General features: G+C 55.4%; 17 protein-coding genes. 2 read left to right on the forward strand and 15 right to left on the reverse strand.

Annotated features, from left to right (window positions below; all coding sequences use genetic code 11):
* Positions 1-2: 2 nt before the first annotated feature.
* Positions 3-485, reverse strand: a complete 483-nt coding sequence (fliL, locus tag MWC30_RS03370; RefSeq protein WP_244082740.1) for a flagellar basal body-associated protein FliL — start codon at positions 483-485, stop codon at positions 3-5.
* 66 nt (positions 486-551) lie between these two features.
* Positions 552-1316 (reverse strand): motility protein A, encoded by a 765-nt coding sequence (locus tag MWC30_RS03375; protein ID WP_244082741.1) that lies wholly within the window; start codon positions 1314-1316, stop codon positions 552-554.
* Positions 1317-1354: 38 nt separating this feature from the next.
* Between MWC30_RS03375 and MWC30_RS03380 the strand changes: the two genes are divergently transcribed.
* Together MWC30_RS03380 and MWC30_RS03385 are read left to right on the forward strand one after the other, a co-directional pair.
* Positions 1355-1501: a hypothetical protein gene (locus MWC30_RS03380; RefSeq protein WP_244082742.1), complete on the forward strand. Its 147-nt coding sequence runs from the start codon at positions 1355-1357 to the stop codon at positions 1499-1501.
* Positions 1502-1920: 419 nt separating this feature from the next.
* Positions 1921-2061, forward strand: a complete 141-nt coding sequence (locus MWC30_RS03385; protein WP_244082743.1) for a hypothetical protein — start codon at positions 1921-1923, stop codon at positions 2059-2061.
* Between the two features lie 222 nt (positions 2062-2283).
* Here the strand turns inward: MWC30_RS03385 and MWC30_RS03390 are convergent, their stop codons facing one another.
* The 13 genes from MWC30_RS03390 to MWC30_RS03450 all read right to left on the reverse strand — a co-directional run bounded on the left by MWC30_RS03390 (position 2284) and on the right by MWC30_RS03450 (position 15883).
* Complete coding sequence (locus tag MWC30_RS03390; RefSeq protein ID WP_244082744.1) at positions 2284-3105, reverse strand: flagellar hook-basal body protein; 822 nt, start codon at positions 3103-3105, stop codon at positions 2284-2286.
* 90 nt (positions 3106-3195) lie between these two features.
* Entirely contained in the window at positions 3196-3972 is a 777-nt protein-coding gene (locus MWC30_RS03395) for a flagellar hook assembly protein FlgD (RefSeq protein WP_306423191.1), read from the reverse strand.
* Positions 3972-6962: a flagellar hook-length control protein FliK gene (locus MWC30_RS03400; protein WP_244082746.1), complete on the reverse strand. Its 2991-nt coding sequence runs from the start codon at positions 6960-6962 to the stop codon at positions 3972-3974. Before MWC30_RS03400 ends, MWC30_RS03395 begins: the two co-directional genes overlap by 1 nt.
* Positions 6963-7216: 254 nt before the next feature.
* Complete coding sequence (locus MWC30_RS03405) at positions 7217-7891, reverse strand: MotE family protein (RefSeq protein WP_244082747.1); 675 nt, start codon at positions 7889-7891, stop codon at positions 7217-7219.
* Complete coding sequence (gene fliJ, locus MWC30_RS03410) at positions 7878-8321, reverse strand: flagellar export protein FliJ (protein WP_244082748.1); 444 nt, start codon at positions 8319-8321, stop codon at positions 7878-7880. Before fliJ ends, MWC30_RS03405 begins: the two co-directional genes overlap by 14 nt.
* A gap of 221 nt (positions 8322-8542) precedes the next feature.
* On the reverse strand, positions 8543-9868 hold the full coding sequence (locus MWC30_RS03415; RefSeq protein ID WP_244082749.1) for a FliI/YscN family ATPase: 1326 nt from the start codon (positions 9866-9868) through the stop codon (positions 8543-8545).
* A complete protein-coding gene (locus MWC30_RS03420) occupies positions 9852-10607 on the reverse strand; it encodes a FliH/SctL family protein (protein WP_244082750.1) in 756 nt (251 codons plus the stop codon). The genes MWC30_RS03415 and MWC30_RS03420 overlap by 17 nt, the downstream gene beginning before the upstream one ends.
* Complete coding sequence (gene fliG / locus MWC30_RS03425) at positions 10600-11601, reverse strand: flagellar motor switch protein FliG (RefSeq protein WP_244082751.1); 1002 nt, start codon at positions 11599-11601, stop codon at positions 10600-10602. Before fliG ends, MWC30_RS03420 begins: the two co-directional genes overlap by 8 nt.
* Positions 11602-13233: a flagellar basal-body MS-ring/collar protein FliF gene (fliF, locus tag MWC30_RS03430; RefSeq protein ID WP_244082752.1), complete on the reverse strand. Its 1632-nt coding sequence runs from the start codon at positions 13231-13233 to the stop codon at positions 11602-11604.
* Between the two features lie 32 nt (positions 13234-13265).
* Positions 13266-13571, reverse strand: coding sequence for a flagellar hook-basal body complex protein FliE (gene fliE, locus MWC30_RS03435; RefSeq protein WP_306423192.1), 306 nt, complete (start codon positions 13569-13571; stop codon positions 13266-13268).
* A 17-nt stretch (positions 13572-13588) separates the two neighbouring features.
* Complete coding sequence (gene flgC / locus MWC30_RS03440; protein ID WP_244082754.1) at positions 13589-14026, reverse strand: flagellar basal body rod protein FlgC; 438 nt, start codon at positions 14024-14026, stop codon at positions 13589-13591.
* Positions 14026-14415 (reverse strand): flagellar basal body rod protein FlgB, encoded by a 390-nt coding sequence (gene flgB / locus MWC30_RS03445; protein ID WP_244082755.1) that lies wholly within the window; start codon positions 14413-14415, stop codon positions 14026-14028. Before flgB ends, flgC begins: the two co-directional genes overlap by 1 nt.
* Positions 14416-14542: 127 nt before the next feature.
* Entirely contained in the window at positions 14543-15883 is a 1341-nt protein-coding gene (locus MWC30_RS03450) for a sigma-54 dependent transcriptional regulator (protein WP_244082756.1), read from the reverse strand.
* Between the last annotated feature and the right edge of the window lie 51 nt (positions 15884-15934).

Consider the following 15934-nt stretch of genomic DNA (forward strand, 5'->3'; position numbering starts at 1 on the left):
CTTTACTGAACCAGGAATTCCGTAAAATAAATTTCCTTCACCTGCCCCTTGGTGAGGAGGCGGTTCATTCGCAGCATCACCTCCCGTTTGAGCACATCCTTGCCGTTGGGCGTGGAGATATCATCGTAGGCCTTGCCCGAAAGGAGGGCCAGCAGGACATCGCGAAAGGCATAGTTGCGGGCCTTGATTTCCTCTTCGGCAGCGCCGTTATCCAGCAGGAGCTGCATGTTCACCTTCAAGTACCTTTTGCCCCCCGGGTCTGCGAGATTGACAAGAAACGATTCCATGGAGTGGATCACGGGAGGAGTCTCCTTAGGGGTTGCATGGGCTTCCTCGTTTTTCCCCATGAACTTCGTCCAGCCGAAATAACCGCCTCCCCCCAGCACAGCCAGCACAACCACTGCAATGATGAGCAATTTCATCTTGGAAGATTTGCTTCCCTCACCCTCTTCAGGCTTGTCGCCCTCATTCCCAGCATCAGCCATGATTTACAGCTCCTTCCCTCTTGATTCACCCTCTCTTGGTTGTCACCTCGTGGATCATCATTCCCTTCATCGGTAAATGCTTTGGCGCAGTGCGGGAGGAACAAAAACAAGGAGTTTTTGCTCCAGAATTCGAGGATTGTCCCCGCCTGCAATGGACAGAATGCCGCAGATCAGCATATCCTTGACGGCCACTTCCTCTTTGCTGCGTTTGCGCAGCTTGCCGGCCATGGGAAGGCATACCAGGTTGGCTCCCACGGCTCCATAAAACGTCGTCAGGAGCGCAACAGCCATGGCGGGCCCGATGGTGGAGGGATCGGCCATGCTCTTCAGCATCTGCACCAGGCCGATGAGCGTCCCGATCATCCCCATGGACGGAAAGAGCGTGCCCATGGTGTTCAGGATCTCGCCCCCGCTCCGGTGCCGTTCTTCCAGGCATTCCACTTCGGTCTCAAGAATTTGGCGAATGGATTCGGGTTCCATTCCGTCTATGGCCAGCTGCAGTCCCTTCACAAGGAAGGGGTCATCCATGGTTTCGAGCTCGGATTCCAGGGCCAGAATCCCTTCCTTCCTGGATTTATGAGCGAGGGCCACGAACATGGGAATGATTTCGCTGCTGTTGGATAAGCGCGTGAAAAAGACATGCCTCATGACTTTGAAAACCGCAAACACCTCCCTCAGGGGATGATGGACCATCGTCGCGCCAAAAGTTCCACCAAAAACGATCAGCATGGAGGGATAATCGATGAACAAATCCAGCCCGCTCCCCAGGGATATGGAGATCAAGACCAACGCAAACGCGACGACAATGCCGATCAGAGTTGCGAAATCCATCGAGTATCGGAAACCTTAGAGTTTAATGGACGAGCAGGATGTCGTTCCAAAAACGGCTGCGAGATCCCATGATGTCGAAAGGCGCCGCAGACATCTGGAGCAACGAATATGCCATGGTGCTGGCATATCGCAGCGAAAGTGACCTGGCGCGTGAGGTTTTGAAGTCCCCGTTGAAGGGCCAATGAGCTGTTGCCATCCGTCAGTAACGGTTTGAACCTCAAAAGGTCCTCCATGGCTCGTCAAACAACGTCGTAGAACGTCAACTGATTGACTCACAAGGACCAGGGATCGTGCCGGATCTCTCGAGGGAAGGGAAAGTTTAGCTCCCCAGGTAGCGGTCACCCACAAGATCAAGAGTATCGGTATTCCCTTTGCGATTGAATTATCCTCTATTGTGCTTAGTTTGAAGGAACAGGATGGGAAAAACGAAGACAAGAGGGGGTGACGAAGCTCGGAGAGATGCGAAGGTCATTCCCCTTCAGCGAGGATCCTGAGAAGGGGGCATCGGGTGCACGTCCTGCTCCGACATGGGGGAAAGGTTGCGATGAGAAAAGTAAGTATTATAAAAAGCTACAATCGACTGACAGAGTACAAGGAGTGAGCCATGGAAGTCCAAGAGAAAAAAACCTGCCGCTCGGGTGATTCTGAATATACCGACGGTTCTAAAGTATGCTGCGAGGGATATTGCCTGGTTTGCAAGGACGGGCAGTGGGCGGACACCATCGTTCAAAAAGGGAGTTTCTAAAATTCAAGAGAACAGAGGCATCCAATATGCGAAGTGCATGCGGGATAGCTCAGTTCTTGAAATCTGGACTTCTTTTTGTCCGGACAACACAAACGTGGACGAAACACTCTCCATGCTCTCCAATTTACCGGAAGAATGTTTCGTCCATACGTTTTGATGGAAATCCAAAGCTCCCCGCGAAATCCAACCGCCTCCAAGATCTGGAAACGAATTTCAGCCCGCCTACCTGACGAGGTTTATGGTCGTATCCAGCATATCCCTGCCTGTCGTGATGGACTTGGAATTGGCATTGTAGCTCGACTGGTAGACGATCATGTTCACCATTTCCTTGGCCAGATCGACGTTGGAGCCTTCCAGGGTGTAGCCCGCAATGTCGCCCCTCAGGGTCTGGTTGTCCGTCACATCGATGGGAGTCTTGGATTCAGGACCGTTGGTGTAGAGGTTCCCTCCTTTTCGAATGAGTCCCCCCTCATTGGGGAAAATGACCATCCTGATCTTGGCCCCGATGGTCTCGGGATCGGAGGTTCCGTCCACGGGATATCCCCAGATTTGCCCCTTGCTGTCCACATAAAAATTGGTGTGTGACGGAGTCTCCGGAGTCGGTTCGACAAAAATGGGCTGCTTATCCTGCCCCAAGACCGCATAGCCCTGGTAATTGACAAGTGCTCCCGATTTGTCCACATGAAAACTGCCGTCGCGTGTATAGAAGACTTGAGAGTCAACGGTTTTCGTATCGCTGTCATACTTGGCCAGATTGAAATAGCCCTGGCCGTTCACGGCCATGTCACACCAGCTTGTGGTGTTGGTGAAGGGTCCCTGAGCAAAATCCGTTGCAACCCCCAGGACGACACTTCCCGCACCGCGCCGGTCCGTGTCCTTGGACTGGGTGTTGTAATAGCTGCTCACCATATCACCGAAACGCACCGCATTGGATTTGTAGGCCGTTGTCCCGGTATTGGCCACGTTATCGCTGGTCACTTCCAGGGCTGTGCTGAAGCTGTTCAACCCACTGACTCCATTTGACATCGCACTCGTGATCGCCATGATCATCCTCCTTGCAGTTCATATCGAAAAATCACAAAATGAAATGACTTGAACCTGAGCGATATTTCTTTGCCTTGTCGGAATGGGGCATCAATCCTCCCCACCTGTTTCCCCGTTGCGCACTTCAATGATGGAACCCAGAGCGAGCCTGGCGCCGTCAGCCCCCCCAATGATCAACTGGGGAACGTTCTGATCCATCCGGAAGGCATACACTTTACCGCTGACCGTTTGAGTGACATCCAGGGCGTTCCCCTCCGCATCCACAGCCTCGACCTGGACGTGATAGGTCCCATCTGGAGCGGCTTTGCCCGAGTTGTCCTTACCGTCCCATTGCGCTTCGTAGGTTCCGGAATCTTGATTTCCCACGGGCATGGTACGCACCAATGTCCCGTTCTCATTGATGATCCTGAGGGTCACACTGGCCGGAACATCCAGCTTGTACGAGCTGTTGGACGTCTCCCCCTGGTGCAGCTGAATGCTGTCGTCCACACCGACGACTTCTTTCCCGATCATTTGCGTCATCTGGCCGTAGCTGATGGAGGCGAGGTAGTCCATCTCCTTGAGTATGTTGGCATTGATCTGGGAAAGCTTTTCCACACTGCTGAACTGAGCCAGCTGAGCAGCCAGCTCGTAGGATTCCAGAGGATTGGTGGGATCCTGATTCTTAAGCTGGGTCATGAACATGTTCAAGAACCCGTCCATGCCGATCTTGCTCCCATCGGAGCTCACTCCAGAATTCTGTGTGCTTTTTCCAACCCCGAACAGGCTGCTCGCTGCTGTTGCTGTTGCTGCTGTTGATCCCGCTACTGACATGGACCCTTCCCCTTCTCCCGGGATATCACCTCGAGGATGTTGCAGGACCGTCATCAGGCAAAGAGGCTGATGCGGCGATCTCCATCCGCAGAACGGTAGGCATGGGTTGGCCCTGACCGCCTGCCCGACTGCAATTTTTCGACACTCCTGCCGCCTTCACCCTTGCCATGTGAAAATTCAAAGTGCCGCTGGGAATTTTTTTCCCGACCTTCCTGCCCGACACTGACTTGGAGCTGCCCCAACACCAGTCCCTGCTCCTGAAGCTGCTGCCGCAGAAGCGGCGCATTTTGCACCAGCAGGCTTCTGGCCTGTTCATTGTCCGTGGAGAGCCACGCGATGACCTGGTCCCGGTGGGCTTCGACCTGGATCACGAGCTTTCCCAGGTGCTTCGGCGCAAGTTCCAATGTCAGCCGGTTCCCATCTTTTCCTCGGAGTTGCGTCAAGCGCCGTCCCAGCTCCTGGGGCCACCCGGCATCTTCGAGAGGAAGGGAATCTGCCGGCCCTTTTTGCGGCTCCAAAGGAGACGATGCGGTCTCCAGAGCAAATCGTGGTGCAGAGGCATCGGGAGCCTTTGGGGAGGCTGCCGCCTCATCTGGAATCGTTTCATCGGGCTCTGTGATCCCTGCTACAGAAGGATCCTGCAACCGTTTCCAATTTCTAGCGCTATCCTGGAAGGTTGTATTGCTCTGATCCGAAGCGTTAGCCAGGTCTATGCCAAGAGGCCCTCTCTCCAAACGGGAGGGGGTGTTATGCTCTTCGGATTCGCCACCAGACATGTCCGACAGGCCTTCGAGACCCTCGGAGCTTCCGGCTTCCATGGAATGGGGAAATGCCAGGTCCGGAGGGGCAGAGTACTGCGCTCCGGGCTCCTGTTTTGGAATTACCTCTAAAGAATCCAGACGGTTATCGTCAGAAGAGGCACGCGTATTCCCCTGCCATTCCGAAAAGACGGCAGGCGCATCGGCAGGGGCGGACTCGGAAAATTTTTCCGGCCCTCGCCGAGATATTGCCGACTCGTCGAGCCTCTTCGTTTCAGGGTGCCCTGCCTCATGAGAGCTCTTTTCAGAAACATGAAAAGACCCGTGCTCATCAGTCTGCTTCTCTGCGCCTTCCACGGCTGGTGCACCCTGTGGAGGAATCGGCTTGCCGCGAGGTTTCTCGGAAGGGGAAGGCTCGGAAGGCCATGCCTCAAAAGGACTAGCGACTTCCATACGAGCAGGCTGCCGATGTTCGACCGGGTCCGGGCCTTCCAATTGGACGTTCGGGGACACCCGACCACTCCATCGCTCTATAGGGGAAGAGGCAGTCTCCTCAGGCTCCATGCCCGACTCCGTTGATACTTCTGATACTTCCCGTTGAGAGAGTCCTTCATGAAAGGAGATTTCCGAGTCCTGGGCGACATTCAAGTCCTCCACCCTGATCAGCTCTCCGTTCTTCTCCAGAGAACTCCTTGCCGAGACAGTCTCCCCTGCCCCCACAACCACCGCCGGCGCATGATAAGGACGAGCCGTCTCTTCGGTGCAGTGCGAATCCCTTCCAACCGGTGCGTCAATGTCCATGCGAGCTCCGAGCTCCATGGGCTGAGGCTGAGGCTGGGAAAAGTCCCCCTGCGTCCATCCTTTCGAAAACCCCATTTCCACTGCATGATCAGGCCCCTGCACGCTGACGTCCACACGGGCGGGAGGCGTAGAATCCACCCGTGACAAGGGTCGATTGTCTTTGGGAAAGACTTCCACGCCGGTCCCCGAGGGCTCTGCTGCCGGGGGAGCAAACACCTCCTGCGAGGGTCCCGTCGCATGGACCGAACGTAATTCGGGTTTTTCCTTCCCGTGGTTTTCCTGCAGGTAGTCTTCCTTCGCCGGGATCTGCCCCTCATTGCTGTCGCCCAAACGGTATGGAGCCGCCTCCTCACTTGCAGTGCGGGCGGAGAGGGTTTGAAGCACTTCATTTACTTTGGTCTGATGCAATCCGTCGACCTCGGCATCGCTGGAAACCACCTGAAGGGGTGGAACGGGTGAAGCCTCCTTCGGCCCATCGGATTTGATCGTCTCCCCCATAGCAGGTTCCATTACCAGGGAGGCAGGATCACCGATTGCTTGAATCCTCGTGCCGTCATGCAATCGCGAGGGCTCTTCCGATGATGGGAAAGATAGAGCATTTTGAACGGGCTCCCAGGGATTGGGATGTGCCTTCCGTTCCCTCGGCTGCACAAACATGGGTGGGGCGCTCTGGACCAGTTGTGTCGACAGCCCGTACGCCAGAGCAGGAGCAGAAGCCGGCGAAGAAGCCGCTCCTGCCGCCGGACTTCCCCCGCTCTTGTCGGCAATTTTGTCGACGCCATCCCGCAAGTCCGCCTTCTTGAGCTCCGCCTCATTGAGGCAGGCAACGGCTTTCTTCATCAACAATTTAAATTCTTTGAGGCTGTAGGAACCTTTCACTTTCACAGGAATGCCCCTCAAAACGCTCGGAGCCGGTCCTTCCTTCAACTGGAGTGCTGCAACGAATTCCGCCACTTCCTGAGAGCCTGCAGTTGCTTCTCCCGGCTGGGACGTACCTCCAGGATTGTACTGTTCCAGGACGGCACCAATCGTATTGAAGGGAACGCCTCCCCTGGAATTCAAGCTGCCGGCACAGACGGCCCTGGCTTCGGCAGGCAACTGAAAGTGTGCCAGGATTTTCTCCACCACCATGGGATCGGAAACGTAGAGCTCCTCACGCAGTTTGACCTCGGAGATTTTTCGATCGGGTATCGATGGAGTATTCCGCGCAGGAAGACTTCCGGCAGGTTTCAGTTCCCGGACAGCAATCCCCTCTGCTGGAGGATGGGCCTGATCATCTGAAGTCGAAGCCCTCGAATCCCCAGCGAGCAAGGCTGTGCTGCCCTGAACGGGAACCGGTACTGTGCCCGTGCCGTCACCGGTGTTGCACTGTGCAAGCAGCTCCTTGGAAAAGGCGTTGGCCACGATGCCTTCTCTGATGTCGTCCTTGGCTTTGGACATAAAACCCATCATCAACTGACCGGCGGATATCTGGTTGGCTTGCATTTCCCATCCTGCTCACAGGTTGATCTCAAGCTATGGCGCGCTTCCCCACTCCTCATTAAGAGCAAAAGCGATACCAGCAGGAGCCAACTCGAAATTTTTCCATGGAATCAAGATCTTGTACATTGAGAGCCCCCCTGCTCACGCGCGCATTCCGGTCTGGAAGGGGAAAATTCTTCCTGCGCCGGCGTTGCTCCCCCTGCGACTCCCCGGGCGGGCGCCCCACAGGACTGGTAGCGGCTGCGACGTCGGAGGGATCAGTGGGTAGAGAGGACTTGAGAAATTTTTGCCGCCTTTTTGGTGTCCATGTTGGCAAGAATGTTGGCAGCCGCATCGGTGTTCATCACGGAGATGACGTTCACCACCAGCTGTTCATCAAGATTTTCCAGTAACTTGGCCGCTTCTTTGATTTTCATGGTTTCGTAGATCTTGGCCAGGGAGCGAATCTTGGCATTTTGGTTCGCTTCCTTTTCATTTCGAAAATTCTGGATCTCTTTCTGGATGGCAGTCAACTCCAAGAGCTTTTTTTCAATGTCCTTTTCCATCTGCTGCAGATATTCCTGCCTCTGCTGGATCTCTTTCTCCTTGCGCTTGAGCTCCGCTTCCCTCTGTTCGAGGTAGGAAATTTTTTCTGCCGCCGACGCCGAGAACTCTGCGGCGGTTCGCTTTTCGGGGCCCTCGGACTGGCACGCAATGGGCGGTTTGCTTGGAGTGGAGGCCAATACGGTCTTGCCCTTCTGCTCCTCCGCCAGAACGCTGGGGGTGGAAAGCCAGGGGCGGCTCGTTTCCTTTCCGCTCCAGAAAAAGCCAAAGGTGAGGGCGACTTTGAGGGAAACCACCCCTAAAAGAATCCAGAAGATGCTTCCCCACCACCTGCGGCTTCGCCGCGTTTCCGGCTTGGACTCAGTTTTTCCATTGTCAGTCGTTTTCATGGAAGCCCTTCAGAATGGAGATTTCGTCCAACTCTTTCTGTTCCCTTTGACGTTGAAGGTAGCGGAAGGACAGTCGCTCCGCCTCTTCGAGACATTCCAGCATCTTCACTGCTTTTTCGCATTCGATATATGCCGCCTGCTTCTCCTCCACAGCCTTGGCCGCCTGCAGCAACTCTGTCCTCAAAGACTGCAATTGTCGTTCCATTGCAATACGATATTCTTTCATGCACAAGAGGGTGGCGACATCCACTCCCCTGGCCTGATCCGTTTCCCAAAGCGTCTGCTGCTCTGCCATCCGGCAGAGAGCCTGCTCCTCCCGGTTCAGAAGCTGCTGGTGGCCATGCCGGGCTGCGGCCAGTTCAGCCTGGGCTCCTTTTAACCGGTGCCGGCGCTGCTTCAGAAGGGAATTGAATCGAAAGAGAAAGGCCATAATGCGTCAAAAAAATTGCGGTCTCTGGAGCTCAAAGCACTCTCGGGGCTTTCCGCGCGTTTTGCCTGGCACGACAGCGGGACATTGCTCTCCCGCGCAGGGTGGGCTTTTGCCCACCAACCAATGCTTTCGGCGCGGAATGGTGGGTAAAGCCCACCCTGCGCAAGAACTCTCGTTGTCGTACTGGGCAGCAGAGTGCTTTTGCCCCACACGTTGAAGAATCACTGGAAGAGGGCAGCCAGAGCCTCTCGGGCCTGAGCAATGGTGCACTTCTCTTCCACCCCCTGCCGCAGGAAATCGTTGATGGGCTCAATCATATCCATGGCATAATCCGTCTCTGCATGGCTTCCCCGCACATACGCTCCGATATGAATCATATCTTCGCTCTGGCGATAATGAGACAGCGTTCGAATCAGGCGTGATGTCAGAATTTTGTCTTCTTCACTGTGAAGCCTGCTCTCCAGACGGCTGACACTCTTCAGAACATCGATGGCGGGATAGTGCCGTTTCTGGGTAAGGGATCGGTCCAGCACAATATGTCCATCCAGAATGGAGCGCACGCTGTCGGCAATGGGATCTTCCATGTCGCCTCCTTCCACCAGCACTGAATAAATTCCCGTAATGGAGGCCTTTTGGAAATTGCCCGCCCGCTCGAGGAGGCGAGGCAGGTGGCTGAAGACACTGGGGGTATAGCCTTTGGTGGTCGGGGGCTCACCTGCAGCCAGATAGACTTCCCTCGCGGCCATGGCAAAGCGGGTCACGGAATCCATCATGAGAAGCACATCCTTCCCCTGATCGCGAAAAAACTCTGCAACGGCACAGGCGATGTAGGCGCCCCGCATGCGCACCGTCGGGGGTTGGTCCGAAGTGACCACCACCACTACGGAATGCGCCAATCCTTCCGCCCCCAGCTCCCCTTCTATGAACTCGTTCACTTCTCTTCCGCGCTCTCCGATGAGGGCGATGACAATCACATCCGCGGAGGTATACCGGGCCATCATTCCCAGGAGGGTGCTCTTGCCGACACCCGATCCGGCAAAAATCCCCATGCGTTGGCCTTTGCCGATGGGGAGGAGGCTATTGATGCAGCGGATGCCCACATCCAGCTGCTCTTCGATGACAGGGCGTGCCATGCAATTGGAAACATTTCCCGCAAGCGGATAGGCAATGCCTTTCTGCAGGGGGCCCCTGCCGTCGATGGGCTCTCCCATGCCATCGATGACACGGCCCAGTAGAGAAGCATGCAATGCGATACAGGCCGCCTGATGGTGAATCCGGACCAGATCTCCGGGTGCAATGCCGCTCAGGGGAGTCAGCGGGCTGAGCTTGAGCCGTTTCTGAGTGAACCCCACGACCTCGGCAAGAACCGGCTTGGCGTCTCCCGCCGGAACGATTTTGCAGACATCTCCCACGGCGGCCCTCAAGCCTTCCGCTTCGAGGATGTTTCCCACCAGGTATACGACCCGACCGTAGTTCTGTGTGCCGGAAAAATCCCTCAGGCGCGACAGCAGCGGGTACAGCTCGAGATAATCATCCGTCGGATTCACAGCTTTGAACTTCCAGGTCGGTCGCCGGAGCAGTCAGTGCCTCTTCCAGGAAAGCGAACCGTGTCTCCAGGGTTGCGTCCAGCAGTTGCAGATCCGATTCCAGGCGGCAGCCTCCAGGGGTCAACCCGGCATCGGTCTTGAGAGAAAAAGCCGGAGAGAACTGCTGGATCCAGCTCTCCAGGGGCGTTTTTTTTCTCAAGAGATCCAAGTCCCTGGGATTCAGGTACAGAGTGAGCGTGTGATGCTCTTCGGCATCATGCAGGAGGGATGTCACGAGGCTGAATAAGCCGTCCGGATTTGTCTTCAACTCACCTTGAACGATGCAGCGGGCCATGGAGAGAGAGGATTTGATGAACCAGTCGCGGTAGTCCCTGAAAGCCTTCGAAGGAAGGGCTCCCAACTGCAGGAGAACATTTTCCAACTGTTCCTGAACGATGAGGGCGCTTTTCCTGCCATACTCGAAGCCATCCTTCTGGCCTTGGGCATAGCCGTTTTCATAAGCGAGCTTTTCCGTTTCCTGAGCCTGCCTTTCCGCTTCCAGCAATCGATTTCGAATGATGTGATCCATGTCCTCCAGGGACGATGCGGCAGGGGCTGCAGGATCTTTCTGGAGCATGGGATGAGGCGAGACCCGATCCGATTGCGGAAGAGGATCGGTGTCCGAAAAGACCTCCCCAATCTCGAAAAACTCGAAGCGTTCCAGTCCGGGATCCTGGCAGGCTTTGATGATCTTAGACAAGGGCATCGCCACCATCCCCGGAGGCCAGGACAAGACGACCTTCCTTTTCCAGGCGCCTGGCGACATTGAGTATATTCTGCTGAGCCCCTTCAACTTCACTCAACCGCGCAGGCCCCATGATGGACAGATCCTCTACCAGCATTTCTGCGGCGCGTTTGGAGAGGTTCTTGAAAATCTTGCCCTTCAGTTCGTCGGAGGCGGTTTTGAGGGCGAGGGTCAGGTCTTCGTTGGTGACTTCCTTCAGGAGCTCGCGTATCCCCTGGTCATTGACAGCCACCAGGTCATCGAAGACAAACATGAGCTTGCGAACCCGTTCCGCGAGCTCCTCGTCCCGTTCCTCCAGCGACTGCAGTATATTTTCGCCCGTTCGCTTGTCACTGTAATTGAGGATTTGGGCCACCGTCCCCACCCCTCCGAGGATCCGCTGGCTGTCGCGCCCCAAGGCAAGCAATTCCTTTTCCAGGACTTCATCCACATCCCTGATGAGATCCGGAGGCACCACCTCCAGCTGGGCCAGACGATTCACAACTTCAAACTGAAGGTTTTCGGGAAGGCCGTGAATGACCTGGCTCGCTTTCTCATGACTGAGATGGGCGAGAATGATGGTGATGGTCTGGGGATGCTCATTTCGAATGAAATTTGCCAGCACCTTTGAGTCTATATCTTTGATATACTTGAACGGAACCTTTTCCCTTTCACTCTCGATCCCGGCCATCAAATCGCTGGCTTCATCGTTCCCCAGGACTGCGGGCAGGAGGTTTCGAAGAAAATGGCCGCCCGGCATCGCAACACGTCCGTCTTCTTTGAATCCCGACACGAATTCCTGCAGCACCTCTTCGGACACGTCTTTTTCGACCCTGTGTATTTCGGCCATATGCATGCTCACACGCTTGATCTCTTCCTTGCTCAGGTTGCGAAGGATCATGGATGACGCCTCCTCACCGAGCGTGAGCAGCAGCATGGCGGCTTTTTGTGCTCCCTTCCATTTCTCCATCTAGCTTTCGACCTCCTCCTGCAGCCAGGACCTCAACACCTGTGCAGCGCGTTTGGGGTCCTCCAGGACCAGGACTCGAGCCTCCTGAGGCAGTGTCGGAGGCTTCTCCTCTGGCGCATCCAACTGCTCAGCATTCTTGTCGTTTTGTCCAACACCCACACCCGGCAGGGCGGGAATGGGCTCGGAGAGCCTGTCAGATTCCTTCCCCAGTTGCTGAAATTTGCGCATGAAGGGCCGAACGACGAAGAAAAAAATCAGGGCCATGAGGAGCAGGTTGAACAGGATCCTCTGATTGTCCTTGAAGAGCTTCACCCATTTGTTCTCGGGAGGGCCCATCTCCTGGCCCGCCGTATCCACGGCAAAGGGTATGTTGGAGACCGTGATCTGGTCGCCTCGAGCTTCATCATATCCAACGGCCTTTTTCACCAAGTCTTCCAGCACCTTCATGTCCTCTCGGGAGCGCGCCACAAAAACGGGAGCGACTTTTCCTCCACCGTTGTCCTTCATCTCATAGGGACCATCCACCATGACCGCGACAGAAATGCGTTTCACACTGCCCGGAGCAAGTGTGATCTGGCGCGTGACCCGATTGATCTCGTAATTGACGGTCTCACGCTGGCGGTTGAATCCCTTTCCCGAGCTTTGGCCATTATCATTTTGCGGCGTATTCTGAAGCAGCTTGCTCTCCACATTGACGGGCACGTCGGGGTTGCCGCCGGGTGCGGCATCCTTCCCGTGGGCATTTTCCGTGCTCCTTTGCTGACTGCGCACGACGGTACTGTCGGGATCGAAGGAATCTTCAGCCACCTGAGTCCGATTGAAATCCAGATTGAGGGAAACACGCGTGATGACCCGATTGGCTCCCAGCAATTGCTCCAGCATGGACTGCACCTTCCGCCGCAGATCCTCTTCCAGGTTTTTCTTGTATTCGATCTGCTGATCGCTCATCCCCAGGGAGCTCTCGGAGGGATTCTTCTTGAAAATGACCTGTCCATCGGTGCTCAGGATGGTGATCTTGTCCTCCTGGAGCCCCTGTACGGCCCCGGCCACCAGGTTGACAATTCCCTGAACCTGCTGAGGTCCGATGCGCCCGCCCGATTTGAGCTTCAGCACGACGGATGCGCTCGGTGGCTGCTCATCTTCCTTGAAAAGACTTTCCCTGGGCAGGACCAGGTGGACGCGACTTTCCGCTACGGCATCGATTTGATTGATGGTGCGCGCCAGTTCCCCCTGAAGCGCCCTCTGGTAGTTGATTTTCTGCACGAATTCGGTGCTTCCCAATTTTTGTTGATCAAAAATCTCAAACCCTGCTCCGCTGCCCTTGGGAAGCCCTTCGGTGGCCAGGGAAAGCCGCGTTTCGTGCACCAGCGCCTCAGGGACGGCAATGCGATCGTTCTTTTCAAGTCTATAAGGGATCTTGCCTGCTTTGAGCTTTTCCACCACAATGCCGGCGTCTTCCTGGGAAAGGCCGGCATAAAGCGTGGCATATTCCGTCTTGTTCGTGTTGAAAATCAAGAAGGCGAGACTTCCGGCAAACACGAGGGCAGAGCCCGTGTACAGGATCTTTTGTGGTGTCGGGAGAAGAAGGAATGCCGCTTTGACGTTTTCCAAGAATCTGAGCAGGGAGTTCATAGAATGCTGCTACCTTTCGTCATGAAGCTTCATCAGAACTGCATTCGCATGATCTCCTGGTAGGCAGAGAGCGCCTTGTCACGCACCTTGAGCAGCATGCGCATTCCGATATCGGCCTCCTCCAGCTGAACCATCGTCTCATGAATGTTCGTTGCTCCCGCCACCGCTCCTTTTCTCATGGCTTCATCGGCTCCCTGCTGCAACTGGTCCACTTCCATAATCTTCGTTTTCAACATCTCTCCAAATCCGCTGGAAGGACCTTCTTGCACTTCTCGAGTGGGGGCGGCGGGAGCTTTCCCCATCGCCGGCGGCAATAAAGAAACTGGCGTCATGGTCATGGCGAGAATTCCCGTGGCTATCTGCCGATTTCCAGCGCTTTCAGGGAGAGCTGTTTGGCAGTCGTCAGAGCAGTGAGGTTCGCTTCATAGGAGCGCGTCGCATCCACAAGATTGGCCATCTCCTCGATGGGGCTGATGTTGGGCATCAGCACGACCCCCTGTTCGTTGGCATCAGGATGCGACGGATCGTAAATCTCCTTGAAATCCCGACCATCCGATACCACATCGGCCACGCGCACCTTTTGAATGTCCTCCTGCATGAACCCATCCAGGGAGGCATCAAAGGTTTCGGCGGCAGGCACACTCTCGTAAAGCACGGTGCGGCGTTGGTAAGGCTTGCCGTCGGCGGTTCGCGTCGTATTGACATTGGCGAGATTCGCTGAAAGAACATTCATGTAGAGGCGATTGGCGCTGAGGGCCGATGCACTGATTTTGATCGCGTTGTTGAAATCCATCACATGCCTCCATCGCTGATGGCCTGTTTCAGCATCGTGAACTTTTTGTTGAGCATCGTCACCATATACTGGTATTCGATGTTGTTCCGTGAAAGGTTCACCATTTCCCGGTCAAGATCCACCGCCCCCGTCGAAACCAGCTCCGGGGTTTTCATGGACGCCTCGAGATCGACCGGGTCTCTGTGTTGCGGGCTTTTGCACGTCAGGTGCAGCACGTTGTCCTCCATGGCGTCCCGGAGTGTCGCATCGAAGGACAATTCCCTCGCCGCATAGCCGGGAGTGCTCAGATTGGCCAGGTTGGCCGAAATCACCTGCTGGTTCAGAGAGTTGAGATTCAGACGGTCCTGCATCAGCTGAACGGTTTTGTCGAATACCACGGAATTGCCCATGCGTCGCCTCCTTGTCCGGTAGTTGTATTGCATGAGAAGCAATATCCATACCACGGGAATCGCGGAAGATTCGGGCCATGCACGGTCCTTGGGGAGCCTTAAAAGTCAAAATACTGACGCATACCCTTCACATATTCCCCACTTTAGCGGGAACGGCCTGGGTCTGTCGGTATTCGTTCAGTTTATTGCGAAGAGTGCGGACGCTTATGCCCAAAATTTCCGCAGCCCGGGTGCGGTTGTCCTGAACGGCGTTCAGGGCTTTATGAATCAAACGTTTTTCCATTTCGCCTATGGTCATCAACTGCATCTCGGCCGGCACCTCACAGGGATGATCCTCATCGAAGACAATGTTTTCAGCGGTCACGGTTTTGCCATGCGTCAGCAGGGCCCCTCTTTGGATGACATTCTCCAGTTCTCGAACATTCCCGGGCCAGGAATGCCCTTTCAATTTTTTCAGAGCATCCTCCGACAGTCCTTCAGCAGAAATCTGGTACATTTTTCGATATTTCTGAATAAAGTGCCTGCCGAGCAGTTCGATGTCTTCCTTGCGGCTTCTAAGGGGGGGGATCTTCAGCGGGATAACGTTCAAACGATAGTAGAGATCTTTGCGAAACTGCCCTTCGGCAATGGCATCCTCGAGACTCGCATTGCTGGTGGCGATGATGCGAACGTCGATGGGAATGGGATATTTTCCCCCCAGCCGATCGACCTCGTTCTCCTGCAGCACTCTCAACAATTTGGCCTGCAGCTGTACGGACATTTCCGTCACTTCATCCAGAAGCAGGGTACCCTGATGGGCGAGCTCGAACTTCCCCTCCTTGCCCTTGATGGCACCGGTGAAGGCCCCCTTCTCATAGCCGAACAGCTCGCTCTCCAGGAGATTTTCGGGAAGGGCGGCACAATTCACGGCAATGAAAGGCTTGTTGCGGCGATCACTTTTGCTGTGAATGTACCTGGCAAAAAGCTCCTTCCCCGTGCCACTCTCTCCCTGGATAAAGACGGCCGCTTTGCTCAGGGCCACCCGTTTGGCGATGGTCTTGAGATGCACCATGGCAGTACTCTGGGTCAGCAGCGCCGTGCTCCCCGCATGCTTGTCGTGGTCACGCGCAGGAGCTTTGGCCTCAAACCATTCCAGCGTCTTGGTCAATCGATCCCGGGAAACCGGCTTCACCCAGAAATCATGTGCCCCGCCCTTCATGTAGAGGACGGCGTCTTCCAGCTTGCCTTTGTGAGCCATGGCAATCACCGGGATACCCTGGCGCCGCACGGGAGTCGCCTCCAGGAGTTTCAAACCTTCGGAAGCCGAGCCGGTAAGATTCAGGAAAATGAGGTCGGGATGGTCTTTTTCCACCATCTGCAACGCATCGCCGACCCCGTTGGCCATGACGGGACGGTGCCCCTGGTCCTTCACCCATTTGGCCAACATCTGAGATTCCCTGGTATCACGTTCGACGATCAGCACCACCATCACGACTCTCCCCTGCAGGTCACCTCCATCCGTCCTTCTCCAACGGCACCG

The organism is Desulforhabdus sp. TSK (genome assembly GCF_022836495.1).
GTDB lineage: Bacteria > Desulfobacterota > Syntrophobacteria > Syntrophobacterales > Syntrophobacteraceae > Desulforhabdus.